Origin of the sequence: Streptomyces alboflavus (genome assembly GCF_000716675.1) — a bacterium.
In the GTDB taxonomy this organism is placed as follows: domain Bacteria; phylum Actinomycetota; class Actinomycetes; order Streptomycetales; family Streptomycetaceae; genus Streptomyces; species Streptomyces alboflavus.
In genome coordinates, this window is record NZ_JNXT01000025.1 from 54,674 (window position 1) to 79,187 (window position 24,514).

Below are 24,514 nucleotides of genomic sequence, written 5' to 3' on the forward strand. Positions count from 1 at the left end.
CCGCCCGTCCACTGCGACGCCGGATCGCGCCTCAAAGGGCGCGGGGAACGGCGCGCCCGGCCAGGACGAGCCCGCAGACGCGGGTCGGCTTGGCCGGGCGAACCGGCGGAGTGAGCGCTAGCGCTGCTTGGGATCGACAAGACCGGCGCGGCGCAGAGCCTCCGCCATCGCGTCGTTCGCGGGCGGCGGCGCCTGCCGCTGCTGCCGCTGGGGGCGACCGCCCTGGCCTTGCCCCCGGCCCTGGCCACGGCGGCCCTGACCCTGGCCGGGGGCCCCGCCGCGCTGCTGCGGCGGACGTCCGCCGCGCTCCTGGCGTCCGCCGCCCCCGGCGGAGTCCTGGGCCGCCTCGTCGTCGAGCCTGAGCGTCAGCGAGATCCGCTTGCGCGGCACGTCGACGTCGAGGACCTTCACCTTGACGATGTCGCCCGGCTTCACCACGTCCCGGGGATCCTTGACGAAGGTCCTGGACATCGCGGAGACGTGCACCAGGCCGTCCTGGTGGACGCCGACGTCGACGAACGCGCCGAACGCGGCGACGTTCGTGACGACGCCCTCCAGGACCATGCCGGACGTGAGGTCGGAGATCTTCTCGACGCCGTCCTTGAAGGTGGCCGTCTTGAAGGCGGGCCGCGGGTCGCGCCCGGGCTTCTCCAGCTCCTTGAGGATGTCCGTGACGGTCGGCAGGCCGAAGCTGTCGTCGACGAAGTCGGCGGGCCGCAGGGACCGCAGCGTGGCCGTGTCGCCGATCAGCGAGCCCACGGCGCCGCCCGCCGTGCCCGCCATCCGCCGCACCACGGGGTACGCCTCGGGGTGCACGCTGGAGGCGTCGAGCGGGTCGTCGCCGCCCAGGATGCGCAGGAAGCCCGCGCACTGCTCGTAGGCCTTCGGGCCGAGCCGGGGCACGTCCTTGAGGCCCTTGCGGCTCTTGAAGGGGCCGTTCGCGTCGCGGTGCGCCACGATGTTCTCGGCGAGGCCGGAGCCGATGCCGGAGACCCGGGCGAGCAGCGGGGCGGAGGCCGTGTTCACGTCCACGCCCACGCCGTTCACACAGTCCTCGACGACCGCGTCGAGGGAGCGGGACAGCTTCACCTCGGACAGGTCGTGCTGGTACTGACCGACGCCGATGGACTTCGGGTCGATCTTCACCAGCTCGGCGAGCGGGTCCTGCAGACGCCGGGCGATGGACACGGCGCCGCGCAGCGACACGTCCAGCTCCGGCAGCTCCTGCGAGGCGAACGCCGACGCCGAGTACACCGAAGCGCCCGCCTCGGACACCATCACCTTCGTGAGCTTCAACTCGGGGTGCTTGGTGATGAGTTCACCGGCGAGCTTGTCGGTCTCGCGGGACGCCGTGCCGTTGCCGATCGCGACCAGGTCGACGTCGTGCTCCTTCGCGAGCCGCGCGAGGGTGGCGAGCGACTGGTCCCACTTGTTCGCGGGGACGTGCGGGTGGATCGTGTCCGTGGCCACGACCTTGCCGGTGGCGTCCACGACGGCGACCTTCACGCCCGTACGGAAACCGGGGTCGAGGCCCAGCGTCGCGCGCGTGCCCGCGGGGGCGGCGAGCAGCAGGTCGCGCAGGTTCGCGGCGAACACCCGCACCGCCTCGTCCTCGGCGGCCGTGCGCAGCCGGAGCCGCAGGTCGATGCCGAGGTGCACCAGGACGCGGGTCCGCCAGGCCCAGCGCACCGTGTCCGTCAGCCACTTGTCGGCGGGCCTGCCTCGGTCGGCGATCCCGAAGCGCCGGGCGATCGAGCCCTCGTACGACGACGGGCCCTCGGTGGCCTCCTCCGGCTCCAGGACCAGGTCGAGCACGTCCTCCTTCTCGCCGCGCAGCATCGCGAGGACGCGGTGCGAGGGCAGCTCCGTGAACGGCTCGGCGAAGTCGAAGTAGTCGGCGAACTTCGCGCCCGCCTCCTCCTTGCCGTCGCGCACCTTCGCGGCGAGGCGGCCGCGCACCCACATGCGCTCGCGCAGCTCGCCGATGAGGTCGGCGTCCTCGGAGAACCGCTCCGTGAGAATGGCGCGTGCGCCGTCCAGGGCGGCCTGCGGGTCGGCGACGCCCTTGTCCGCGTCGACGAACGCGGCGGCCGCGGCCTGCGGCTCCACCGTCGGGTCCCCGAGCAGTCCCTCGGCCAGCGGCTCGAGACCGGCCTCGCGGGCGATCTGCGCCTTGGTCCGCCGCTTCGGCTTGAACGGCAGGTAGATGTCCTCCAGGCGGGCCTTCGTGTCGGCCTCGCGGATGCGGGCCTCCAGCTCGTCGGTGAGCTTGCCCTGCTCGCGCACCGAGTCGAGGATGGCGCTCCGCCGCTCCTCCAGCTCCCGCAGATAGCGCAGCCGCTCCTCGAGCGTGCGCAGCTGCGCGTCGTCGAGCATCTCGGTGGCTTCCTTGCGGTAGCGCGCGATGAAGGGCACCGTCGACCCGCCGTCGAGCAGGTCCACGGCGGCCTTCACCTGCCGCTCCCGCACGCCGAGTTCCTCGGCGATCCTGCCTTCGATGGACGCTGGGGTGGTCGTCACGTTCCGGTACCGCCTTCTCACTGGGGTTGCCCGCCAATTGTGGCAGGTGGCACCGACAGCGAGGCAGTCAGACCCGGGGCCCGGAGCGGCCGGACCCGGCCGGACCTGCGGTCAGACCCGGCGGGCCCGGCCGGACCGGCGCCCGGAACGCGAAGCTCCGCCGAACAGCCGGGCCAGGGCCCGGAACGGCAGGGTGACCACGGTGGCGATGGCCCCAGCGATCTGGCGCAGCACATCTGCGATCGCACGGAACACGAGGTTCTCCCTTCGTCTCCCCGGCCCCGTCTACGGAGGATCGTTCGAGGCCGCGGAACGGGCGAGTACCCCGGCGGTGGGGCCACATGCGCCGAGCGCGGCCAGGCCTTGCCGAGATGCGCTTAGGGCGGCTAGGCCTTGCCGAGCAGGTCCGCGGGGAACGCACCCGCCTGCAGGGCCGCCCCGGCGAAGACCGTGCCCAGCTCCGTGAGCCGCTCCACGTCCGCCGCGCCGAGGTGCTCGTAGGGCGCCCGGTCCAGGCGGTCGGTGCGCTCCTCGATCGCCTTGCGCAGGGCGACGCCGGACTCCGTCAGCTCGCCGTCGGCGGCCACGAGCCCGCGCCCGCGCAGCCGCTCGACGGCCGCGTCCCAGTCGTCGCGGGTCCAGCCCCGGGTGTTGAGGTTCCACGTGGGCGTCATGCTCTTGCCCGTCGCGGTGTGGCTCACCAGCGCCTCCACCGGGTCGAGTTCGGCGTCCAGGAGCGCGGCCAGGTGGCCGTCGCCGCGGTGCTCGCGCAGCAGCGTCGCCGCGTGCCAGTAGGCCAGGTGCGGCTCGTCCGGCACGGCGAGTGCGGCGTGCGCGGCGTACAGCGGGCGGCCGCTCGGCGAACAGGCCTCCGTGGCCCGCAGCGCGAGCCGGGCCGCCTCCGCCATCTCCGGGGACGCCACCGCCTCGTCCCCGAGGAGCCGCCGCAGTGTGGTGTCGACGGCGCGCAGCCGGGCGGCGAGGACGTCCTCGGGGGCGGCGGTGTGCCATATCTCCGGCACGAACCGGGCGACCGTGTCCGGCTTGTAGTTGAAGAACGTGGCCGTCACGGTGCCCGCGCCCACGGCCCCCAGCGCCGCCGCCCGGATGGCGAAGTTGACGGCCTTCGGGTGGGTGATGCCGAGCGGGGCCAGCTCGCGGCCCACGTCCGGGGAGAAGTAGTGGGTGGTGTGGAGGGCGTTGAGCACGTTGTGGCAGCGCCGTCCCGCGCGCGGGTGCAGCGTCGAGCCGACCGGGGCCGAGGTCGTCGAAGAGGTCATGGCCATACGTTACCGACTGGTCGGTATGAGGTGAAGGGCTTCCCGGCGCCGAGCAGGACCCGCCCGACGGACATGGACGGCAGAAAAGGTGGGGTGCCCGTCATTGCAGCCATCCCTCCGCACCCCAAGAATCGTGGACATGGAGCAGCGAACCGTCCTGATCGTCCTCTTCGACGGCGTCCAGAGCCTCGACGTCACGGGCCCCGCCGAGGTGTTCACGGGAGCGAGCCACGCCCACCCCGACACCCCGCCGTACGAGGTGCGCACCGCCTCCCTCGAAGGCGCCCCCGTGCGGACGTCGAGCGGGCTCACACTGGTCCCGGACTCCTCGCTCGCCGAGCACTCGGGAGGGGCCGGCGCCCCGGTGCCGCACACCGTCCTGGTGCCGGGCGGCGCGGGCACCAGGGACGAGGACGAGGCCCTGGTCGCCTGGCTGCGGGCCCACGCACCGCTCGCCGAGCGGCTGATCTCGGTCTGCACCGGGGCCGTCCTGCTCGCGCGCGCCGGCCTGCTCGACGGCCGCCGCGCGACGACCCACTGGGCGTACTGCGACACACTCGCCCGGGACCACCCGGAGATCGACGTGGACCCCGACCCCATCTACGTACGGGACGGGCACGTGTCGACCTCGGCGGGCGTCACGGCGGGCATCGACCTGGCGCTCGCCCTCGTCGAGGAGGACCTGGGCCGGGACACGGCGCTGACCATCGCGCGCTACCTCGTCGTGTTCCTGCGCCGCCCCGGCAACCAGGCGCAGTTCAGCGCCCAGCTGTCGGCGCAGACGGCCCGCCGTGAGCCGCTGCGCGAGGTCCAGCAGTGGATCACCGAGCATCCCGGGGGAGACCTGAGCGTGGAGTCCCTCGCGGAGCGCGCCCGGCTCTCGCCCCGTCACTTCGCCCGCGCCTTCCACGCGGAGACCGGCATGACACCGGGCAAGTACGTCGACCGCGTCCGCGTCGAGCACGCACGCCGACTCCTCGAGGACACCTCCGACGGCGTCGAGGAGGTCTCGCGCGCCTGCGGCTACGGCACCCCGGAGGCCATGCGCCGCGCCTTCGTCAAGGCGCTCGGCACGGCTCCGGCCGAGTACCGCCGCCGCTTCCACAGCCCCCTCACCGCCCCCGCGTGACCGCTCCACCACCTGCCACCCACCGACCACCACCCCTTCACCGCACCACCGTCATCCGACCCGCCTCCCCGAGGAGAGCCCGCATGCAGATCGCCATCGCCCTGTACGAACGCTTCACGGCCCTCGACGCCATCGGCCCGTTCCAGACGCTCGCCGGCATCCCGGACGCCGAGGTCGTCTTCGTGGCCGAGCAGGCCGGGCCCGTGCGCGACGACACCGGCCAGCTCACCCTCGTCGCCGACAAGTCGTTCGACGAGGTGCGGAGCCCGGACATCGTGGTGGTGCCCGGCGGTCCCGGCCAGAGCGACCAGATGGAGAACGAGTCGCTGCTCGGCTGGCTGCGCACCACCGACAGGACCACCACCTGGACGACGTCCGTGTGCACGGGCTCCCTGGCCCTCGCCGCCGCCGGACTCCTGAAGGGCCGCGAGGCGACGTCGCACTGGCTGGCCCTGGAGGAGCTGGACAAGGTCGGCGTGCGCTCGACGGGACAGCGGGTGGTGTTCGACGGGAAATACGTCACGGCGGCCGGTGTGTCGTCCGGCATCGACATGGGTCTCGCGCTGGTCGGCAGGATCGCGGGCGACGAGCGCGCCCAGGCCGTGCAGCTGATGATGGAGTACGACCCGCAGCCGCCCTACGACGCCGGTTCGCCCGAGAAGGCGCCCGCGCACCTCGTCGACATGTTCCGCGGCCGCAGCCGGTTCAGCGAAGAGGAGCAGCCCGCGTAGCCGGGACCTCGGGCGGAGTCCAGGTGAAGCGCGGCTGCCTGCGCTCCAGGAAGGCGGCGACACCCTCGGCGGTGTCGCCGCTCGCGCGCATCTGCTTAGCCCAGTGGGCGTCCCGCGCGGCCCCCGCGTCCGCACCGCCGGGGCCGTCCGCACCGGCGGCCGGGGACGCGAACTCCTTCGCCGCAGCCTGCGTGAGCAGCGAACGCGCGGCCAGGATCCGGGTGAACTCCGCGACGCGCGCCCGCAGTTCGCCGGTGGGCAGCACCTCGTCCACGAGTCCGGTGCGCAGCGCCCGCCCCGCGTCGATCGGCTCGCCGGAGAACAGCAGGTACTTGGCGGTCGACGGACCGACGAGGGACACCAGGCGGCGCGTCGTCGACGCCGGGTAGACGATGCCGAGCTTCGCCGGGGTGACCGCGAACACCGCGTCCTCGTCGGCGAACCGCAGGTCGCACGCCGCCGCCAGCTGACAGCCGCCGCCCACGCAGTACCCGGCGACCGCCGCGAGCGTCGGCTTGGGGAAGGCCGCGAGCGCCTCCTCGGCCCGCACCGCGAGTTCCTGGGCACGGGCGGGTTCCTCGCGCAGCGACGAGATGTCGGCGCCCGCGCAGAACGTGTCCCCGGCCCCGGTCAGGACGAGCGCCCGCACGGCCGGGTCCCCGGCGAGCCCCGTGAGCAGCGGCGGCAGCGCCCGCCACATGTCCGCCGTCATGGCGTTGCGCTTGGCCTGGTGGTCGATGACGACGGTGGCGACGCCGTCGGCGACGGCGTGCCTCAGCTGCGGCTCCATGCGCCGGATGCTATCCGCACCCACCGAACGTACGATCAAGAAGGGGTGGCTTCGCACAGCGGACGGAGGCCCTCATGATGCTCGGTGGAAGACGCGGAGAAGCAGGTCGGGACGGCGCTGCCGACACCGGTGGCACCGACGAGGGAGCCCGGCTCCGGCGCAGCTTCGGCTGGCTGGCCGTGCTCGGCGCGATCCTCGTCCTCGGCGGGCTCATCGGCATCGTGTACGTCGGGGTGGCCACGCTCACCTCGATGCTGCTGTTCGGCTGGCTGCTCCTGGTGGGCGGCATGGTGGCGCTCCTGCACGCGGTGCAGTCGCGCGGCTCGAACTTCTTCTGGCTCGGCGTGGTGGTCGCCGCGCTGAACCTCGCGGCGGGCGTCGTCGTCATCCGCAGGCCCGACGTGGCCGCGGAGGCGCTGACGATGTTCGCGGCGCTGCTCTTCCTCACCGGCGGTGTGTTCCGGCTCGTCGGCAGCCTGGTGGTGCGCGGGCCGCAGATGGCGGTGACGCTGCTCCAGGGCGCCTTCGGCGTGCTGCTCGGCGTGCTCGTGCTCGGCGACTGGCCGAGCAGCAGCCAGTACGTCATCGGCTGCTTCTTCTCCCTCGCGCTGCTCTTCGACGGCCTCGGCCTGATCGCGACGGCCGTCGGCGGCCGACGCCTGATCAGCCTGGTGTCGGAGCGCACCGGAGGGGACGGCGGCGCCCCGCAAGCCGTACAAGCTGAAGAACCCTTGAAGGCGGAACAAGAAGGGCAGGAGCAGTCGCGCAACTGACGACGGCACGCGGGGGCGATCAAATCCCGTCGATAGTCGCTGACTTCTGGTCAGTAGCGAGGTACGGACCAGCGCGTTACCAACACTCGACGTGTGGTGACAACCGAGCGCGAGGGCGGGGACCGGGCGATGGGCAACGACGGGAGAGGGCCGGGCCCGCTCCCCGGGGGAGGTGGGCGGGTGCCGTACGAGGGCGTGTGGCGGTTCACCGCCCCCGCCGTCGACGCCTCGGTGCCCCAGGCACGGCACGCGGTGCGCGACCTGCTCGCGCGTCAGGGGGTGCCGGCACCGGACGAACTGGTGCAGGGACTCCTGCTGATCGTCTCCGAGCTGGTCACCAACGCGGTGCGGCACGCGGCGCTGCTCTCGCCGATGCTCGCCGTGGAGGTCGCGGTCGGCGCGGAGTGGGTGCGGGTCTCCGTGGAGGACAACCACCCCTACCGCCCGACGGCCCTTGAGGCCGACTACGGCCAGACCGGCGGCCGCGGGCTGCTCCTCGTACGTGAGATCGCCCGCGAGGCGGGCGGCGCGTGCGACGTCGAGCACACGGCCGGCGGGGGCAAGGTCATCTGGGCCGCCTTGCCCCTGAAACCGGGCGGGATCTGAGGAACCGGGCGGGATCCGGGACCCGCCCGCCGGGCTACCAGCCCGCGGCAGGACCCGTCAGCTCCTTGATCGCGGGCCGCGCCGCGTCCAGGACGGTCATGAACCACGCGGAGAACGGCCCCTTCGCGTGCCGCTCCGCGAGCTCCGCGGCGGTCACGAACGCGGTGTCACCGACCTCGCTCGCGTCCGGGCGCAGCTCGGCCTGCACCATGCCCACGAAGAGGTGGTTGAACTCCTGCTCCACCAGGCCCGACTCCGGGTCCGGGTGGTTGTAGCGCACGGTGCCCGCCTCGGCGAGCAGCGACGGCGAGACGCCGAGCTCCTCGAAGGTGCGCCGGGCGGCGGCCGCGAACGGTGCCTCGCCGGGGTACGGGTGCCCGCAGCAGGTGTTCGACCAGACGCCGGGGGAGTGGTACTTGCCGAGCGCCCGCTGCTGAAGCAGCAGCCGCCCCTGCTCGTCGAAGAGGAAGACGGAGAACGCCCGGTGCAGCTGCCCGGGCGCCTGATGAGCGGCAAGCTTCTCCGCCGTGCCGATCGTCCTGCCGTCCTCGTCGACGAGTTCCAGCAAGATTGTCTCTCCGGTGCCGTTCGACGAGCTGTTCGCCGCGGTGGCAGGTGTGATCGGCATACCCATCCTTCGCTTCGGTCGCTGATGGCCAAGTCTGCCGTACGACAGGGGCGCTCCCGGCACTCCGGGGGCCCCGCATGTCCCGTCCCCGACCGTGGGGACGGGACATGCGGATTCGGCCACGGCACCCCCGGCGTCGGGCCGGGGGCCGCCGGGGTCAGACCCCGAAGGCCGCCGGATAGGCGATCGTGCCCGACGGAACGGGCACCCCACCGTCCGTGCCGGGCCGGTCGAGGACCAGCGCCATCATGGCCTCGTCCGGCACCTCGAAACTTGGCCGGATCCCGTACGCCGAGGCCGGGGTGAAGCCGAACCGCGGATAGTAGTCCGGGTGCCCGAGCACCAGGACCAGTTGCTCGCCACGGGCGCGCGCGGCGTGCAGCACGGCGCGCACGACGGCCGAACCGGCGCCCGTTTTCTGGTACGCCGGGAGTACGGCCACCGGCGCCAGGCACAGGGCCGGGGCGCCGTCCACGTGGCAGCGGGTGATCAGGGCGTGCGCCACGACCTGCCCGCCCGAGCCGTCGGTGCCTTCAGGGTCGCCCGAGCCGTCCCCGCGGGGCGCCTCCGCGACGAACGACAGCCCGTCGATCCAGGCCCCGGCGTCCTCGCGGAGCGCGTCCACGAGGTCGGCCTCCGCCTCGGTGGGGAAGGCGGCGGCGTTCACGGCGTGCACCGCCGCGCGGTCGGCGCCGGACGCCGCCTCGGGCCGGGTGCGCCAGTCGCCGCCCGCCGGGCTGAGGACGTAGCCGGCGTAGCCGAACTCCGCCCCGTGCTCCCGCCGCATCGCGATCTCGGCGCGGGTGGCGGCCAGGGCCTCGGCCATGCCGGGCGCTCCGGGGTCGGCCGCGTCGGCGCGGGCGCCGAGCGGACCGTAGTACTCGTCCCAGTCGGACTCCGGCTGGGACACGGTGCCGAGCACCGCGTACCCGGCGGCGAGTGCCGCGCGGGTGTTCTCCTCGGGGGTGCGCAGCGGATAGTGCTGGTCCCAGAAGGCGCGCGCCGCCCCGGACGGGTCGGCGGTCGTCCACTCGCACTCGGTGACGACGAGCTTCCCGCCGGGCGCGAGCAGCCGCCGCCAGGTGTCGAGGGCGGTGTCGAAGCCGATGGAGTAGACCGAGCTCTCGGCCCAGATCAGGTCGAACGAACCGTCCGGGTAGGGCAGTTCGCCCATGTCGGCCCGGACCGTGCGCACGGAGTCGCCGAGCCCGCGGGCGTCGGCCGCCGCACGCAGTTCGGCGAGGAACGGCTCGTGCAGATCGACGGCCGTGACCTCGGCGCCCGCCTCGGCGGCCAGGAGCAGCGCGCTGCGGCCGGGGCCGCAGCCCAGGTCGAGCACGCGCGGACGGGCGGGCAGCTCACCGGCGAGGGCGAGCAGGGCGCGGGTGGTGGCGTCGGAGCCGGGGCCCTGCCGGGGCAGGTCGTGGTGCAGGGCGAAGAAGGCGTTGGTGATCGCGTTCTGAGTCAACGGAGTAAACCCTTGAATGAGTGGGCCCGGCCGTGACACGGATGACGTACGCACGGTGCATACGTGACGTACGTGCGAGAAGCGACGTACGGAAGGTCAGGCGTGGGCCCGGGAAGTGGGGACAGACGTGTCGCCGCGCAGGGCAGCGTCAGCCACGACAGTCATCAACCCACCTCTTTCTCGTCCCGCTTCTTCCTGCAAGGTCCTGGCCAGGGTACCACTGTCCGTGATCACCTGTCCCGCCGTCGCGGGGCGGCCCCGCGACGGCGGGCACCCCGCGTCAGTGGCACAGCCCCGGCTCGTGCTCGGCGTGGCCGCCGGGTTCCAGCTGGAACGTGCAATGCTCGACGTCGAAGTGGTCGCCCAGGCAGAGCTGCAGCTCGTGCAGCATCTTCTCGTGGCCGATGGCGGTCAGGGCCTCGGAGCTGACGACGACGTGCGCGGACAGGACCGGCATCCCCGACGTGATCGTCCAGGCGTGCAGGTCGTGCACGTCCTCCACGCCGGGCAGGGCCAGCATGTGGGCGCGGACCTCGGCCATGTCGACACCCTTGGGCGCCGATTCGAGCAGCACGTTCAGCGTCTCCCGTAGCAGCTTCCACGTACGCGGGACGATCATGAGCCCGATGACGATGGAGGCGATGGGGTCGGCGGCCTGCCAGCCGGTGAGCAGGATGAGGGCGGCCGAGACGAGGACCGCGACCGACCCGAGGGCGTCCGCGAGGACCTCCAGGAAGGCGCCGCGCACATTGAGGCTGTCCTTCTGGCCGCCCATCAGCAGGGCCAGCGAGACCAGGTTCGCCAGCAGGCCGACGATGCCGAAGACCATCGTCAGCCCGCCCTCGGTCTCGGCGGGCGTGACGAACCGCTGCACCGCCTCGTACAGGACGTAGCCGCCGACGCCGAACAGGAGCAGACAGTTGGCGAGCGCCGCCAGGATCTCGGCGCGGGCGTAGCCGAAGGTGCGGTTCTCGCTCGGCGGGCGGTTCGCGAAGTGGATCGCGAGCAGCGCCATGCTCAGGCCGAGCGCGTCCGTCGCCATGTGCGTCGCATCCGCGATCAGGGCGAGGGAGTCGGCGACGATGCCGCCGACGATCTCGACCACCATGACGGTGAGCGTGATGGTCAGCGCGATGCGCAGACGACCTTTGTACGCGGCCGTGGCCGTGCCCTTGGCGGGCGGCGCGTGGCCGTGGTCGTGTCCTGCCCCCATGGTGCGTTCCTCCGTCGTCGTCCGTCGGCGCCCAGGTCCGGTCGCGGCCTTCAGTCAACTACGGGTGGGGGGTATGTGCAACACGCTCCTGAGAACCGTTGTCATATGCTCTGACCTGCACAAACAGTCCGCAGGTCAGAGCCCTGCAAGCATCTCTCGAAGGTGCCCGTGCCCGGCGTGGCTAGCCGCGCGCGGCCTCGGGATGACGCAGGCACCAGCCCGCCCACGCGGACTCCACCATCTCCCGCACCCCGCGCCCGGCCCCGAAGCCCAGCTCCTTCGCCGCGAGCCGCACGTCCGCCACGGCACGCGGCGCGTCCCCCGCCCGGCGCGGCTCGACGAGCGGCTCCCGGTGGTCGCCGGTGACCTCCGCGATCACGGTGAGGAGTTCGCGTACGGAAACGCCTTGGCCGCGGCCGATGTTCACCGTCAGATCGCCGCCCGGCTCGACGGGGCGGCGGGCGGCGGCGAGGTGGGCCTCGGCGAGGTCGCTGACGTGGATGTAGTCGCGCACGCAGGTGCCGTCGGGCGTGGGGTGGTCGGTGCCGAAGATGCGCGGGGCCTCGCCCCGGGTGAGGCGGTCGAAGACCATCGGGACCACGTTGAAGACGCCGGTGTCGGCCAGTTCGGGGCTCGCGGCGCCCGCCACGTTGAAGTAGCGCAGGCAGGTCGTGGTCAGGCCGTGCGCCCTGCCCGCCGCCCGCACCAGCCACTCGCCGGCCAGCTTCGTCTCGCCGTAGGGGCTCACCGGCGCGCAGGGCGTGTCCTCCGTGACCAGGTCGGCGTCCGGCGGATTGCCGTAGACCGCCGCCGACGACGAGAAGACGAACCGCTGCACGCCCGCGTCCACCACCGCCTCCAGGAGCGTCGTCAGGCCCCCGACGTTCTCCCGGTAGTAACGCAGCGGCTGCTCCACCGATTCGCCGACCTGCTTGCGGGCGGCGAGATGCACCACACCCGTCACCGCGTGCTCGGCGCACACCCGTCGCACCAGCTCCCCGTCGAGCGAAGTGCCCCGTACCAGCGGAATGTCCGCGGGCAGCCGCTCCGGCACCCCGGAGGAGACGTCGTCCACGACGACCACCCGCTCACCCGCCCCGGCCATGACCCGCGCCACATGCGCCCCGATATATCCCGCTCCACCTGTGATCATCCATGTCATGGGCGTCCACCTTAGGCTGGCTTGGACGGTTGTGGACCCCGCGGTTTGTGGCCGCGGGCCGCTTTCGACCATGATGATCGCGGCGGTCGAGAACCACGCAGACCGCGCTGATCGGGGCGTGAACGGGCGGTGAACGCCCGCTTCCATTCATCCGATAGCCTCTGCCGACATGCCGCCCGGCCGCCTCGCTGCCCGGGTGCCCCCGTCACGCACGTGCCCGCGCGAGCCGCGCCGGGAATCAAGGAGTGAGTTCGTCTGTCGACCGCCATCCTCACCGGCCGGCCGGTGCCCGGTTCGCCGCTCGAAGGCGATCTGCGGTCCCTGGGCTTCGACGTGCGGACCGCCCCCGAGGCGGCGTCCCCGGAAGAGCTCGAGGCCCTGCTGCGTGACCTGCCCGCCGGCGAGCGCGTCGCCCTCGTCGACAGCCGCTTCGTCGGCCACGTCCACGCCCTGCGGCTCGGCCTGACCGACCCGCGCTTCCCGGTGTCGGCCGTGCCCGGCGCCGTGACCGCGCAGGCGGGAGCGCGCCGGGAGCTGACGACCGCGCTGCGTACGGCAGTTGACGCCACCGGCGCCGACGCGGGACGTGCGTCCGTGGCGCTCGCACCCGACACCGTGCCCGACCGTGTCGCCGCCGCGATCGAGGCCACCGGCACCGACGTGCACCGGCCCGAGCTCGGCACCCTCGTCGCTGCCCTGCCCGGCGACCCCGAGTCCCGCAACACCGCGCGCCAGGCCGTCGCCGCCGTCGACGACGAGGCCGTGCGCCTGCGCGGCGCGGTGAAGGCCCGCGACGGCTTCTTCACGACGTACTGCATCAGCCCCTACTCCCGCTACCTCGCCCGCTGGTGCGCGCGCCGGGGCCTCACCCCGAACCAGGTCACCACCGCCTCCCTGCTCGTCGCGGTGATCGCGGCCGGCTGCGCGGCGACCGGCACCCGCGGCGGCTTCGTCGCCGCCGGACTGCTGCTCCTGTTCTCCTTCGTCCTGGACTGCACGGACGGACAGCTCGCCCGCTACTCGCTGCAGTACTCCACGCTCGGCGCCTGGCTCGACGCGACGTTCGACCGCGCCAAGGAGTACGCCTACTACGCGGGCCTCGCGCTCGGCGCCGCCCGCGGCGGGGATGACGTATGGGCGCTCGCGCTCGGCGCGATGATCCTGCAGACCTGCCGGCACGTCGTGGACTTCTCCTTCAACGAGGGCAACGTCGACGACGCGGGCAAGGCCGCCGTCAACACCAGCCCCACCGCGACGCTCTCCGGCAAGCTCGACGGCGTCGGCTGGACGGTCTGGGTGCGCCGGATGATCGTCCTGCCCATCGGCGAGCGCTGGGCCCTCATCGCCGTCCTCACCGCCGTCACCACGCCGCGGATCACCTTCGTCGTGCTCCTGGTCGGCTGCGGCCTCGCCGCCTGCTACACCACGGCGGGCCGCGTCCTGCGCTCGCTGCGCAAGGCCCCCCGCACCGACCGCGCCGCCCAGGCCCTCGCCGACCTCGCCGACAGCGGCACCGTCGCCGCCGCGTTCGCCGCGCTGCGCCGCAGGCCGCTGCCCCTCGCGCCGCTGCTCGCCCTCGTCGGTGCCGCCGCAGTCGTCTGCACGGCCGCCTTCAGCTCCTACGGCAGCCCCTGGCCGGTGCTCGGCGCCGCCGTCTACGCGGTCACCTCGGGCCTCGCCGTCACCCCGCGGCTCAAGGGGCGCCTCGACTGGCTGGTTCCGCCGTTCTTCCGGGCCGCCGAGTACGGCACCGTTCTGGTACTGGCCGCCAAAGCCGACGTGAACGGGAGCCTTCCCGCGGCTTTCGGCCTGGTGGCCGCGGTCGCCTACCATCACTACGACACCGTGTACCGCATTCGCGGTGTCGGCGCGCCCCCGCGCTGGCTGGTGCGGGCGATCGGCGGGCACGAAGGCAGGACGTTCGCGGTCACCGTGCTGGCCGCCCTGCTGACAAACACAGATTTCACCGTCGCGCTCACGGCGCTCGCCGTGGCCGTGGCTCTCGTGGTGCTCGTCGAGAGCATCCGCTTCTGGGTGACCGCTCACAAGCGCGGAGCACCCGCCGTACACGATGAAGGAGAACCCGCATGATCGGCCTCGTCCTGGCCGCCGGCGCCGGCCGGCGTCTGCGCCCCTACACCGAAACGCTTCCCAAGGCGCTGGTGCCCGTCGTGGGCGAGGGAACCGAGAACGAGCTGGCTGTCCTCGACCTCACCCTGAAGAACTTCGCCGAGATCGGCCTGACCGAGGTCGCGATCATCGTCGGCTACCGCAAGGAAGCCGTCTACGACCGCAAGGCCGCGCTCGAGGCGAAGTACAACCTCAAGCTCACCCTGATCGACAACGACAAGGCCGAGGAGTGGAACAACGCCTACTCCCTGTGGTGCGGCCGCGACTCGATCAAGCACTCGGTGATCCTCGCCAACGGTGACACCGTGCACCCGGTCTCCGTCGAGAAGACGCTGCTCGCCGCCCGCGGCGACGGCAAGAAGATCATCCTCGCCCTCGACACGGTGAAGAACCTCGCCGACGAGGAGATGAAGGTCATCGTGGACCCCGAGAAGGGCGTCCAGAAGATCACCAAGCTGATGGACCCGGCGACGGCCACCGGTGAGTACATCGGCGTCACCCTCATCGAGGGCGAGGCGGCCGACGAGCTCGCCGACGCGCTGAAGACCACCTTCGAGCGCGACCCCGACCTCTACTACGAGGACGGCTACCAGGAGCTCGTCAACCGCGGCTTCAAGATCGATGTGGCGCCGATCGGCGACGTCAAGTGGGTCGAGATCGACAACCACGACGACCTCGCCAAGGGACGTGAGATCGCGTGCCAGTACTGACGAGGCTCATCCCCTCGCCGGTCGTCGTGGACATCCGGCCGGGGGCGTTGAACGACCTGGCCGGTGTCCTCGCCGACCAGCGGATCTGCTCGTCGACCGGCAAGCTCGCCATCGCCATCAGCGGCGGCTCCGGCGCGGTGCTGCGGGGTCGGCTCGCGCCGTCGCTGCCGAGCGCCGAGTGGTTCGAGGTGGGCGGTGGCACGCTCGATGACGCCATCAAGCTCGCCGACGCTATGAAGAAGGGCCGCTACGACGCGGTCGTCGGCCTCGGCGGCGGCAAGATCATCGACTGCGCCAAGTTCGCCGCGGCGCGCGTCGGCCTGCCGCTGGTCGCCGTCGCGACGAACCTGTCGCACGACGGCCTGTGCTCGCCCGTCGCGACCCTCGACAACGACGCGGGCCGCGGCTCCTACGGTGTGCCGAACCCGATCGCGGTCGTCATCGACCTCGACGTCATCCGCGAGGCCCCGGTCCGCTTCGTGCGCTCCGGCATCGGCGACGCGCTCTCCAACATCTCGGCGATCCGGGACTGGGAGCTGGCCGCCCGCGAGCGCGGCGAGGACATCGACGGCCTCGCCGCCGCGATGGCCCGCCAGGCCGGCGAGGCGGTCCTGCGCCACCCCGGCGGCGTCGGCGACGACGGCTTCCTCCAGGTCCTCGCCGAGGGCCTGGTCCTCACCGGCATCGCCATGTCCGTCTCGGGCGACTCCCGCCCGGCGTCCGGCGCCTGCCACGAGATCAACCACGCCTTCGACCTGCTCTTCCCCAAGCGCGCCGCGAGCCACGGCGAGCAGTGCGGCCTCGGCGCCGCCTTCGCGATGTACCTGCGCGGTGCCCGCGAGGAGTCGGCGTACATGGCGGAGGTCCTGCGCCGCCACGGCCTGCCCGTGCTCCCGGAGGAGATCGGCTTCACCGTGGACGAGTTCGTCCAGGTCGTCGAGTACGCCCCGCAGACCCGGCCGGGCCGCTACACGATCCTCGAGCACCTCAATCTGAACACCGACCAGATCAAGGACGCATACGCCGACTATGCCAAGGCCATCGGTAGCTGAACTCCGGCCCGTCGTTCACCCCGCGGGGGTGAAGGACCGGCGCAGCGGTGAGCACTGGGCGGGACGCATGTACATGCGGGAGATCTCGCTGCGCTGCGACCGCTACCTGGTGAACACCAGGATCACGCCCAATCAGCTGACCTACCTGATGACCGTCGCGGGCGTCCTCGCGGCCCCGGCCCTGCTCGTGCCGGGGATCTGGGGCGCGGTGCTCGGGGTCGTCGCGGTCCAGCTCTATCTGCTGCTCGACTGCGTCGACGGCGAGATCGCCCGCTGGCGCAAGCAGTACTCGATGTCCGGGGTGTACCTCGACCGGGTCGGCGCCTACCTGTGCGACGCCGCGGTCCTGGTCGGCTTCGGTCTGCGCGCCGCCGACCTGTGGGGATCGGGCCGCATCGACTGGCTGTGGGCCTTCCTCGGCACCCTGGCCGCCCTCGGCGCCATCCTGATCAAGGCCGAGACCGACCTCGTGGCCGTCGCCCGGCACCAGCAGGGCATGGCGCCGGTGCAGGAGTCGGCGGCCGAGCCGCGCGCCGCCGGCATGGCCCTGGCCCGCAAGGCCGCGGCCGCGCTGAAGTTCCACCGGCTGATCCTCGGCATCGAGGCGTCCCTGCTGATCCTGGTCCTCGCGATCGTGGACTCGGTCAGGGGAGACCTGTTCTTCTCCCGCGTCGGGGTCGCCGTCCTGGCCGGCATCGCGCTGCTCCAGACCCTGCTCCACCTCGTGTCCATCCTCGTGTCGAGCAGGCTGAAGTGAGCACACCGAGCCGATCCGGCACACCGGGGACGCCGACCGCGCCGACGAAGGTCGGCGCGGTCGTCATCACCATGGGCAACCGCCCGCAGGAGCTGCGCGCGCTGCTCGACTCGGTCGCCAAGCAGGACGGCGACCGGGTCGAGGTGGTCGTCGTCGGCAACGGCGCCCCCGTGCCGGAGGTGCCCGAAGGCGTGCGCACCATAGAACTGCCCGAGAACCTGGGCATCCCGGGCGGGCGCAATGTGGGCATCGAGGCCTTCGGCCCGGGCGGCACCGACGTCGACATCCTGCTCTTCCTCGACGACGACGGACTGCTCGCGCACACCGACACCGCCGAGCTGTGCCGCGCGGCCTTCGCGGCGGACCCCGAGCTCGGCATCATCAGCTTCCGCATCGCCGACCCGGACACCGGCGTCACCCAGCGCCGCCACGTCCCGCGCCTGCGCGCCTCGGACCCGATGCGCTCCTCCCGCGTGACGACGTTCCTCGGCGGCGCCAACGCCGTGCGCACCGCGGTCCTGAAGGAGGTCGGCGGCCTGCCCGACGCCTTCTTCTACGCCCATGAGGAGACCGACCTCGCCTGGCGCGCCCTGGACGCGGGCTGGATGATCGACTACCGCGCCGACATGGTGCTGTTCCACCCCACCACGGCCCCCTCACGGCACGCGGTCTACCACCGCATGGTGGCCCGCAACCGGGTCTGGCTGGCCCGCCGCAACCTGCCCGCCGTGCTCGTGCCCGTCTACCTCGGCGTCTGGCTCCTGCTCACCCTCGCCCGGCGCCCCTCGCGGCCCGCCCTGAAGGCCTGGTTCGGCGGTTTCAAGGAGGGCTGGACCAGCCCGAGCGGCCCTCGGCGTCCCATGCGGTGGCGTACGGTGTGGCGCCTGACCCGGCTGGGCCGACCTCCTGTGATCTGACAAGCTCTGGTCTGAGAACATTCGGGCCGTATTCCGGTCCCTGGCCCCCCACGCCTACGCCCGACCGGCCGTGCATCTGAAGACGAAAGTTTCCCCTCGTGAGTGAGACAACGCAGGACGGTGGAGTCGCGGTGACCGCGCCACCGTCGCCCGACGACGGGCTGTCCCCCGCAGAGCTGGCGGCCAAGTACGGCCTGTCCGTCAGCGGCGCCCGTCCGGGTCTTTTCGAGTACGTCCGCCAGCTCTGGGGCCGGCGCCACTTCATCCTCGCCTTCTCCCAGGCGAAGCTCACCGCCCAGTACAGCCAGGCCAAGCTCGGCCAGCTGTGGCAGGTGGCGACACCGCTGCTCAACGCGCTCGTCTACTTCCTCATCTTCGGCCTGATCCTCAAGGCCGACCGGGGCATGGAGCGGGAGGTGTACATCCCGTTCCTCGTGACAGGCGTCTTCGTCTTCACCTTCACGCAGAGCTCGGTGATGGCGGGCGTGCGGGCGATCTCGGGCAACCTCGGTCTGGTGCGCGCGCTGCACTTCCCGCGCGCCTCGCTGCCGATCTCGTTCTCGCTGCAGCAGCTCCAGCAGCTGCTGTTCTCGATGATCGTGCTGTTCGTGGTGGCGGTCGGCTTCGGCAGCTACCCGCGGCTGTCCTGGCTGCTCATCCCGCCGGTGCTCGCGCTGCAGTTCCTCTTCAACACCGGCCTGGCGCTGATCATGGCGAGGCTCGGCAGCAAGACCCCCGACCTCGCGCAGCTGATGCCGTTCGTGATGCGCACCTGGATGTACGCGTCGGGCGTGATGTTCTCCATCCCGGTGATGCTCAAGGAGCACCCGGCGTGGATCGCCGACATCCTCCAGTGGAACCCGGCCGCCATCTACATGGACCTGATGCGCTTCGCGCTCATCGACGGCTACGGCTCGGAGAACCTGCCCCCGCACGTCTGGGCGGTCGCGGCCGGCTGGGCCGTGCTCGTCGCCGCGGGCGGCTTCGTGTACTTCTGGAAGGCGGAGGAGCGGTACGGCCGTGGCTGACGACAAGAGCGCCGACCGGGCGCACATCCCCACCGTCATCGCGGACGAGCTGCACATCGTCTATCGCGTCAACGGCGCCAAGACGGGCAAGGGCAGCGCCACCTCCGCGCTGAGCCGGATCATCAGGCGCGGCGAGGAGCGCGGCGTGCGCAAGGTGCACGCCGTGCGCGGCGTCAGCTTCACCGCCTACCGCGGCGAGGCGATCGGCCTCATCGGGTCGAACGGCTCCGGCAAGTCCACCCTGCTCCGGGCCATCGCCGGGCTGCTTCCCGCCGAGAAGGGCAAGGTGTACACCGACGGCCAGCCCTCGCTGCTCGGTGTGAACGCGGCCCTCATGAACGATCTGACCGGCGAGCGCAACGTGATCCTCGGCGGGCTCGCGATGGGCATGAGCCGGGAGCAGATCAAGGCGCGCTACCAGGACATCGTCGACTTCTCCGGCATCAACGAGAAGGGCGACTTCATCACCCTGCCGATGCGCACCTACTCCTCCGGCATGGCCGCCCGCCTGCGGTTCTCCATCGCGGCGGCCAAGGACCACGACGTACTGATGATCGACGAGGCCCTCGCCACCGGCGACCGCAAGTTCCAGAAGCGCTCCGAGGCCCGCATCCGCGAGCTGCGCAAGGAGGCGGGCACGGTCTTCCTGGTGAGCCACAACAACAAGTCGATCCGTGACACCTGCGACCGCGTGCTCTGGCTGGAGCGGGGCGAGCTGCGGATGGACGGACCGACGGACGAGGTCATCAAGGAGTACGAGAAGTTCACCGGCAAGTAGCCGAATGGCCGCACGGATGTGGCGGCCGAACGGGTCAGGGCCCCGCCGGGACGTCCGGGCGGGGCCCTGACCCGTGTCCGGACCCCAGGAGCCCCTCAAGTCACCGGAGTTCAGGGAAGATTGGAGCCAATCGGTGCGTTGTTGTGATGTGCCGAACACCCCGACGACTCGGTGTGCGTTGTACAACGTAAGCTGTACCGGTGCTGATTCGCGGCAAGTGGGGCGATATCGCGCGGCACCGTGGCGGGGGCACGGTCAGCCGCACGGGAGGCGGGGCGGCGTGTCCGAAATAGGATGTTTTGGGTCGGCAGTGTAGAACGGGAGATGTGACGGCAATGGCTACGGACGATCTCCGGCTCCGCGATGCGTCCGCCGTCCTCGACAAAGCCGCGGACGAGAACTTCCCCGTGGCCCCGTTCTTCCTCCCGCGCGCCTGGCGCGAGGACCTCATGGCCGTGTACGGCTACGCCCGCCTGGTCGACGACATCGGCGACGCCGACCTCGACCGCGGCGCGGCCCACGCCCGCTACCTCGGCGCGGACCCCGGAGCCGCCGGCGACCCACTCGAGCTCCTCGACGCCTTCGAAGCCGACCTGAAGAAGGTCTTCGCAGGTCAGGAGCCCGGCCACCCGCTGCTGCGGGCCCTGGTGCCCACCGTGCGCCGCCGCGGCCTGACCCCCGAGCCCTTTCTCGCCCTGATCGCGGCCAACCGCCAGGACCAGCTCGTCAAGCGGTACGAGACCTACGACGACCTCGTGGCCTACTGCGAGCTGTCCGCCAACCCCGTCGGCCGCCTGGTCCTCGCCATCACCGACACCGCCACACCCGAGCGCGTGCGCCTCTCGGACTCCGTGTGCACGGCACTGCAGATCGTGGAGCACCTCCAGGACGTGCGCGAGGACCTGGGCCGCGACCGTGTCTATCTCCCCGCCGAGGACATGGTGCGGTTTCATGTCCAGGAGCGGGATCTGGCTGTCCCTACGGCAGGCGCGTCGGTGCGCGCACTGGTTGCATATGAAGCGGAACGCGCCCGCTGCCTCCTGAATGAAGGCACCCCCCTGGTGGGTAGCGTCCACGGCAGGCTGAAGCTGCTGCTTGCAGGGTTCGTGGCAGGGGGGAGGGCGGCGGTCGCGGCGATCGCCGCCGCCGGATACGACGTACTTCCAAGGCCGCCGAAGCCCACGAAGCCGCGCCTGGTGCGCGAGGTGGGCGCGGTTCTGCGAGGAGAGGGGTGAGCCGGACCGTGGAGTCAGAACCTCGCGTGTCCGCGCCGGTACTCGCCGCATACAGCTATTGCGAGACCGTGACCGGGCAGCAGGCACGCAATTTCGCGTACGGCATCAGGTTGCTGCCGACGCCGCAGCGGCGGGCGATGTCCGCTCTCTACGCGTTCTCGCGGCGCGTGGACGACATCGGCGACGGCGCCCTGGAGCCGGACGTGAAGGGGGCGCGGCTCCACGACACCCGGGTCCTGCTCACCCGCGTCCGCGACGGCGAGGTGGCGGAGGACGACACCGACCCCGTGGCCGTGGCGCTCAGCCACGCGGCCCGGCACTTCCCGATCCCGCTCGGCGGGCTCGACGAGCTGATCGACGGCGTCCTGATGGACGTGCGCGGCGAGACCTACGAGACCTGGGACGACCTGAAGGTCTACTGCCGCTGTGTGGCCGGGGCGATCGGGCGGCTCTCCCTCGGGGTGTTCGGCACCGAGCCGGGGGCGCTGCACGCGGAGCGCGCGCCGGAGTACGCCGACACGCTCGGCCTCGCGCTCCAACTCACCAACATCCTCAGGGACGTTCGCGAGGACGCGCTCGAAGGGCGCACCTACCTCCCGGCCGACGACCTCGCCAAGTTCGGCTGCTCCGCCGGGTTCGCCGGCAGCGAGCCGCCCGCCGGGTCGGACTTCGCGGGCCTGGTGCACTTCGAAGTCCGCCGCGCCCGGGCCCTGTTCGCCGAGGGCTACCGCCTCCTTCCCATGCTGGACCGGCGCAGCGGCGCCTGTGTGGCGGCGATGGCGGGCATCTACCGCCGCTTGCTCGATCGCATCGAGCGGGAGCCGGAAGCGGTCCTTCGGGGCCGCGTTTCGCTGCCGGGACGCGAGAAGGCGTATGTCGCCGTGCGCGGTCTGTCCGGGCTCGACGCGCGCAGCGTCTCCCGGGGAGCCGTCAGGAGGCGTACATGATGCGCAGGCACGACGGCTCCGGCGCAGGTCCCGCGCGTCGCTCCAAACGGCGGGCAACCCTCCGCATGACCATGGCGTCCCAGACTGCAACTGCCGAAAGGGAGGACGCATGAGGCAGGACGACAGGCAGCCCGCAGCGGACGCCGACGGAGCCGGGAAACGGGCGTCCGCCGTCGTCGTGGGCGGCGGCCTGGCCGGTATCACCTCAGCCCTCGCCCTGGCCGACGCCGGCCTCGACGTCACCCTCCTGGAGGGCCGCCCGCGCCTGGGCGGACTCGCCTTCTCCTTCCAGCGCGGCGAGCTGACCGTCGACAACGGCCAGCACGTCTACCTGCGCTGCTGCACCGCCTACCGCTGGTTCCTCGACCGCGTCGAGGGCGCGCACCTGGCGCCGCTGCAGGACCGCCTCGACGTACCCGTGCTCGACGCCGACCGGCACCGCCTCGGACGGCTGCGCCGCACCGCGCTGCCCGTGCCCCTGCACCTGGCCGCGAGCCTCGCCACCTACCCGCATCTGTCGCTCGCCGAGCGCGCCGCCGTCGGCCGCGCGGCGCTCGCCCTCAAGGGGCTCGACCCGGCCGACCCGGCGCTCGACAGTCAGGACTTCGGCAGCTGGCTGGCCGCCCGCGGACAGTCGAAGCGCGCCATCGAGGCCCTGTGGGACCTCGTCGGGGTCGCCACCCTCAACGCCGTCGCGGGCGACGCCTCGCTCGGGCTCGCCGCGATGGTGTTCAAGACCGGTCTGCTCTCCGACCCGGGCGCCGCCGACATCGGCTGGGCGCGGGTGCCCCTCGGTGACATCCATGACGGTCTGGCCCGCAAGGCGCTCGACTCGGCGGGCGTGCGTACCGAACTGAGGGCACGTGTCACCTCCATCTCCCGTAGTGACAACGGCGGTTGGCGCGTCGAGGTTCCCGGCGAGTCGCTCCCGGCGGACACGGTGGTACTCGCCGTGCCCCAGGCCGAGACCCACGACCTGCTCCCGGACGGCGCCCTCGACGAGCCCGACCGGCTGCTCGGCATCGACACCGCGCCGATCCTGAACATCCACGTCGTGTACGACCGCAAGGTCCTGAAGAGGCCCTTCTTCGCCGCGCTCGGCACCCCCGTGCAGTGGGTCTTCGACAGGACCGACGCCTCGGGCCTGGCCGAGGGGCAGTACCTGGCCCTCTCGCAGTCCGCGGCCCAGGACGAGATCGACGCACCCGTGGCGGCGCTCAGAGAGCGCTATCTGCCGGAGCTCGAGCGCCTCCTGCCCGCCGCGCACGGCGCACGGGTCCTCGACTTCTTCGTGACCCGGGAGCGCACCGCGACCTTCGCGCCCACCCCGGGCGTCGGCCGCCTGCGACCGGGCGCGCACACCAACGCGTCCGGGCTCTACCTGGCGGGCGCGTGGACCGCGACCGGCTGGCCCGCGACGATGGAAGGCGCTGTACGCAGCGGAATCACCGCAGCCCGGGCGGCCCTGACCGCACTCGACCGCCCTCATGGACATCTCTTCGAGGAGGCGGCGTGAAGCTCGACCTGCTGGGGCCACCGCCCCACGAACCCCGCACCGGAACCAGAGGAGAGAATGTGCCGACTGTGCCCTCGGCCGAACCGGCCGCTGTGGACGTGACCGCGCTGCTGGAACGCGGCCGGACGCTGGCCACCCCGGTCCTGCGGTCCGCGGTGGACCGCCTCGCGCCGCCCATGGACACCGTCGCCGCCTACCACTTCGGCTGGATCGACGCGGCCGGCAACCCGTCCGTCGGCGACGGCGGCAAGGCCGTGCGCCCGGCGCTCGCCCTGCTCTCCGCGGAGGCCGCGGGCGCGAGCCCGGAGACCGGCGTGCCCGGCGCGGTCGCCGTCGAGCTGGTCCACAACTTCTCGCTCCTGCACGACGACCTGATGGACGGCGACGAGCAGCGCCGCCATCGCGACACAGTGTGGAAGGTGCACGGCCCCGCGCAGGCGATCCTCGTCGGCGACGCGCTGTTCGCCCTCGCCAACGAGGTCCTGCTCGAACTCGGCACCGTCGAGGCCGGCCGCGCCACGCGCCGCCTGACCACCGCGACCCGCGCCCTCATCGACGGCCAGGCACAGGACATCTCCTACGAGCACCGCGAGCGGGTCACCGTCGAGGAGTGCCTGGAGATGGAGGGCAACAAGACGGGCGCGCTGCTCGCCTGCGCGGTCTCCATCGGCGCGGTCCTCGGCGGTGCCGACGACGCCACCGCCGACATCCTGGAGAAGTACGGCTACCACCTGGGCCTCGCCTTCCAGGCCGTCGACGACCTGCTCGGCATCTGGGGCGACCCGGAGGCCACCGGCAAGCAGACCTGGAGCGACCTGCGCCAGCGCAAGAAGTCCCTGCCCGTGGTCGCCGCGCTCGCCGCGGGCGGCCCGGCCTCCGAACGGCTCGGCGAGCTGCTCGCCGCCGACGCCAAGAGCAACGACTTCGACAGCTTCTCCGAGGAGGAGTTCGCCGCGCGCGCCGCCCTGATCGAGCAGGCGGGCGGCCGCGAGTGGACCGCCGAGGAGGCGCGACGGCAGCACACCGTCGCCATCGAGGCCCTGGACGCGGTCCAGATGCCGGACCAGGTGCGGGCGCAGCTCACCGCGCTCGCCGACTTCGTCGTCGTACGAAAGAGATGATCACTATCGGCCCCAACTGAATC

At 72.2% G+C, this 24,514-nt stretch carries 23 protein-coding genes; 15 read left to right on the forward strand and 8 right to left on the reverse strand.

Annotation, left to right across the window (positions count from 1 at the left end; genetic code table 11):
* Positions 1 to 117: 117 nt before the first annotated feature.
* The 3 genes from OO63_RS20450 to OO63_RS20455 all read right to left on the reverse strand — a co-directional run bounded on the left by OO63_RS20450 (position 118) and on the right by OO63_RS20455 (position 3,806).
* Positions 118 to 2,520: a Tex family protein gene (locus OO63_RS20450; RefSeq protein WP_030357015.1), complete on the reverse strand. Its 2,403-nt coding sequence runs from the start codon at positions 2,518 to 2,520 to the stop codon at positions 118 to 120.
* A gap of 111 nt (positions 2,521 to 2,631) precedes the next feature.
* Positions 2,632 to 2,775 (reverse strand): LPFR motif small protein, encoded by a 144-nt coding sequence (locus OO63_RS46005; protein WP_016639291.1) that lies wholly within the window; start codon positions 2,773 to 2,775, stop codon positions 2,632 to 2,634.
* 131 nt (positions 2,776 to 2,906) lie between these two features.
* The gene (locus tag OO63_RS20455; RefSeq protein WP_051811019.1) at positions 2,907 to 3,806 is read right to left on the reverse strand and encodes an SCO6745 family protein; all 900 of its coding nucleotides are present in this window, start codon (positions 3,804 to 3,806) and stop codon (positions 2,907 to 2,909) included.
* A gap of 133 nt (positions 3,807 to 3,939) precedes the next feature.
* Here OO63_RS20455 and OO63_RS20460 point away from each other — a divergent pair, with 133 nt between their 5' ends.
* Positions 3,940 to 4,929, forward strand: coding sequence for a GlxA family transcriptional regulator (locus OO63_RS20460; protein WP_030357017.1), 990 nt, complete (start codon positions 3,940 to 3,942; stop codon positions 4,927 to 4,929).
* Positions 4,930 to 5,012: 83 nt separating this feature from the next.
* Complete coding sequence (locus OO63_RS20465) at positions 5,013 to 5,660, forward strand: DJ-1/PfpI family protein (RefSeq protein WP_030357018.1); 648 nt, start codon at positions 5,013 to 5,015, stop codon at positions 5,658 to 5,660.
* On the opposite strand, the gene OO63_RS20470 is transcribed toward OO63_RS20465, so the two are convergent.
* A complete protein-coding gene (locus OO63_RS20470; RefSeq protein ID WP_030357019.1) occupies positions 5,635 to 6,450 on the reverse strand; it encodes an enoyl-CoA hydratase/isomerase family protein in 816 nt (271 codons plus the stop codon). The two genes, OO63_RS20465 and OO63_RS20470, sit on opposite strands and share 26 nt — an antisense overlap.
* 77 nt (positions 6,451 to 6,527) lie before the next feature.
* Here OO63_RS20470 and OO63_RS20475 point away from each other — a divergent pair, with 77 nt between their 5' ends.
* Both OO63_RS20475 and OO63_RS20480 read left to right on the forward strand, forming a co-directional pair.
* Complete coding sequence (locus tag OO63_RS20475; protein WP_051811023.1) at positions 6,528 to 7,223, forward strand: HdeD family acid-resistance protein; 696 nt, start codon at positions 6,528 to 6,530, stop codon at positions 7,221 to 7,223.
* Between the two features lie 93 nt (positions 7,224 to 7,316).
* On the forward strand, positions 7,317 to 7,829 hold the full coding sequence (locus OO63_RS20480; protein WP_380832803.1) for an ATP-binding protein: 513 nt from the start codon (positions 7,317 to 7,319) through the stop codon (positions 7,827 to 7,829).
* A 34-nt stretch (positions 7,830 to 7,863) separates the two neighbouring features.
* Here the strand turns inward: OO63_RS20480 and idi are convergent, their stop codons facing one another.
* From idi to galE, 4 genes are all read right to left on the reverse strand, one after another.
* Positions 7,864 to 8,457 carry an isopentenyl-diphosphate Delta-isomerase gene (idi, locus tag OO63_RS20485; RefSeq protein ID WP_030357022.1) on the reverse strand — a complete coding sequence of 198 codons (594 nt, stop codon included), beginning with the start codon at positions 8,455 to 8,457 and terminating at the stop codon, positions 7,864 to 7,866.
* Between the two features lie 157 nt (positions 8,458 to 8,614).
* Positions 8,615 to 9,925: a bifunctional class I SAM-dependent methyltransferase/N-acetyltransferase gene (locus OO63_RS20490; protein WP_030357023.1), complete on the reverse strand. Its 1,311-nt coding sequence runs from the start codon at positions 9,923 to 9,925 to the stop codon at positions 8,615 to 8,617.
* Positions 9,926 to 10,205: 280 nt separating this feature from the next.
* Positions 10,206 to 11,138 carry a cation diffusion facilitator family transporter gene (locus OO63_RS20495; protein WP_030357024.1) on the reverse strand — a complete coding sequence of 311 codons (933 nt, stop codon included), beginning with the start codon at positions 11,136 to 11,138 and terminating at the stop codon, positions 10,206 to 10,208.
* 181 nt (positions 11,139 to 11,319) lie between these two features.
* A complete protein-coding gene (gene galE, locus OO63_RS20500) occupies positions 11,320 to 12,300 on the reverse strand; it encodes a UDP-glucose 4-epimerase GalE (protein WP_030357025.1) in 981 nt (326 codons plus the stop codon).
* A 255-nt stretch (positions 12,301 to 12,555) separates the two neighbouring features.
* On the opposite strand from galE, the gene OO63_RS20505 reads away from it, so the two are divergent.
* The 11 genes from OO63_RS20505 (at position 12,556) to OO63_RS20555 (ending at position 24,491) form a co-directional block, all read left to right on the forward strand.
* The gene (locus OO63_RS20505) at positions 12,556 to 14,391 is read left to right on the forward strand and encodes a DUF5941 domain-containing protein (RefSeq protein WP_030357026.1); all 1,836 of its coding nucleotides are present in this window, start codon (positions 12,556 to 12,558) and stop codon (positions 14,389 to 14,391) included.
* Positions 14,388 to 15,140, forward strand: coding sequence for a phosphocholine cytidylyltransferase family protein (locus OO63_RS20510; protein WP_030357027.1), 753 nt, complete (start codon positions 14,388 to 14,390; stop codon positions 15,138 to 15,140). Before OO63_RS20505 ends, OO63_RS20510 begins: the two co-directional genes overlap by 4 nt.
* Positions 15,128 to 16,192 (forward strand): iron-containing alcohol dehydrogenase family protein, encoded by a 1,065-nt coding sequence (locus tag OO63_RS20515; protein ID WP_030357028.1) that lies wholly within the window; start codon positions 15,128 to 15,130, stop codon positions 16,190 to 16,192. The genes OO63_RS20510 and OO63_RS20515 overlap by 13 nt, the downstream gene beginning before the upstream one ends.
* Positions 16,170 to 16,949, forward strand: coding sequence for a CDP-alcohol phosphatidyltransferase family protein (locus tag OO63_RS20520; protein WP_078619253.1), 780 nt, complete (start codon positions 16,170 to 16,172; stop codon positions 16,947 to 16,949). Before OO63_RS20515 ends, OO63_RS20520 begins: the two co-directional genes overlap by 23 nt.
* A gap of 71 nt (positions 16,950 to 17,020) precedes the next feature.
* Entirely contained in the window at positions 17,021 to 17,866 is an 846-nt protein-coding gene (locus OO63_RS20525; RefSeq protein ID WP_030357030.1) for a glycosyltransferase family 2 protein, read from the forward strand.
* Positions 17,867 to 17,964: 98 nt separating this feature from the next.
* Positions 17,965 to 18,894 carry an ABC transporter permease gene (locus OO63_RS20530; protein ID WP_030357031.1) on the forward strand — a complete coding sequence of 310 codons (930 nt, stop codon included), beginning with the start codon at positions 17,965 to 17,967 and terminating at the stop codon, positions 18,892 to 18,894.
* Positions 18,887 to 19,672 carry an ABC transporter ATP-binding protein gene (locus OO63_RS20535; RefSeq protein WP_030357032.1) on the forward strand — a complete coding sequence of 262 codons (786 nt, stop codon included), beginning with the start codon at positions 18,887 to 18,889 and terminating at the stop codon, positions 19,670 to 19,672. Before OO63_RS20530 ends, OO63_RS20535 begins: the two co-directional genes overlap by 8 nt.
* Before the next feature lie 335 nt (positions 19,673 to 20,007).
* A complete protein-coding gene (gene hpnC / locus OO63_RS20540; RefSeq protein WP_030357033.1) occupies positions 20,008 to 20,907 on the forward strand; it encodes a squalene synthase HpnC in 900 nt (299 codons plus the stop codon).
* A complete protein-coding gene (gene hpnD / locus OO63_RS20545; protein ID WP_030357034.1) occupies positions 20,904 to 21,854 on the forward strand; it encodes a presqualene diphosphate synthase HpnD in 951 nt (316 codons plus the stop codon). The genes hpnC and hpnD overlap by 4 nt, the downstream gene beginning before the upstream one ends.
* 109 nt (positions 21,855 to 21,963) lie before the next feature.
* Positions 21,964 to 23,370, forward strand: a complete 1,407-nt coding sequence (hpnE, locus tag OO63_RS20550) for a hydroxysqualene dehydroxylase HpnE (protein ID WP_030357035.1) — start codon at positions 21,964 to 21,966, stop codon at positions 23,368 to 23,370.
* Complete coding sequence (locus OO63_RS20555; RefSeq protein ID WP_078619249.1) at positions 23,367 to 24,491, forward strand: polyprenyl synthetase family protein; 1,125 nt, start codon at positions 23,367 to 23,369, stop codon at positions 24,489 to 24,491. Before hpnE ends, OO63_RS20555 begins: the two co-directional genes overlap by 4 nt.
* Positions 24,492 to 24,514 lie beyond the last annotated feature (23 nt).

Bases quoted from the DNA above. Each gene is read 5' to 3' on its own strand.
- OO63_RS20460 (WP_030357017.1), top strand. From the start codon at position 3,940: ATGGAGCAGCGAACCGTCCTGATCGTCCTCTTCGACGGCGTCCAGAGC.
- OO63_RS20465 (WP_030357018.1), top strand. From the start codon at position 5,013: ATGCAGATCGCCATCGCCCTGTACGAACGCTTCACGGCCCTCGACGCC.
- hpnE (WP_030357035.1), top strand. From the start codon at position 21,964: ATGAGGCAGGACGACAGGCAGCCCGCAGCGGACGCCGACGGAGCCGGG.
- OO63_RS20455 (WP_051811019.1), bottom strand. From the start codon at position 3,806: ATGGCCATGACCTCTTCGACGACCTCGGCCCCGGTCGGCTCGACGCTG.
- hpnC (WP_030357033.1), top strand. From the start codon at position 20,008: ATGGCTACGGACGATCTCCGGCTCCGCGATGCGTCCGCCGTCCTCGAC.
- idi (WP_030357022.1), bottom strand. From the start codon at position 8,457: ATGCCGATCACACCTGCCACCGCGGCGAACAGCTCGTCGAACGGCACC.
- OO63_RS20495 (WP_030357024.1), bottom strand. From the start codon at position 11,138: ATGGGGGCAGGACACGACCACGGCCACGCGCCGCCCGCCAAGGGCACG.
- OO63_RS20520 (WP_078619253.1), top strand. From the start codon at position 16,170: ATGCCAAGGCCATCGGTAGCTGAACTCCGGCCCGTCGTTCACCCCGCG.
- OO63_RS20525 (WP_030357030.1), top strand. From the start codon at position 17,021: ATGGGCAACCGCCCGCAGGAGCTGCGCGCGCTGCTCGACTCGGTCGCC.
- galE (WP_030357025.1), bottom strand. From the start codon at position 12,300: ATGACATGGATGATCACAGGTGGAGCGGGATATATCGGGGCGCATGTG.
- OO63_RS20510 (WP_030357027.1), top strand. From the start codon at position 14,388: ATGATCGGCCTCGTCCTGGCCGCCGGCGCCGGCCGGCGTCTGCGCCCC.
- OO63_RS20470 (WP_030357019.1), bottom strand. From the start codon at position 6,450: ATGGAGCCGCAGCTGAGGCACGCCGTCGCCGACGGCGTCGCCACCGTC.
- OO63_RS20475 (WP_051811023.1), top strand. From the start codon at position 6,528: ATGCTCGGTGGAAGACGCGGAGAAGCAGGTCGGGACGGCGCTGCCGAC.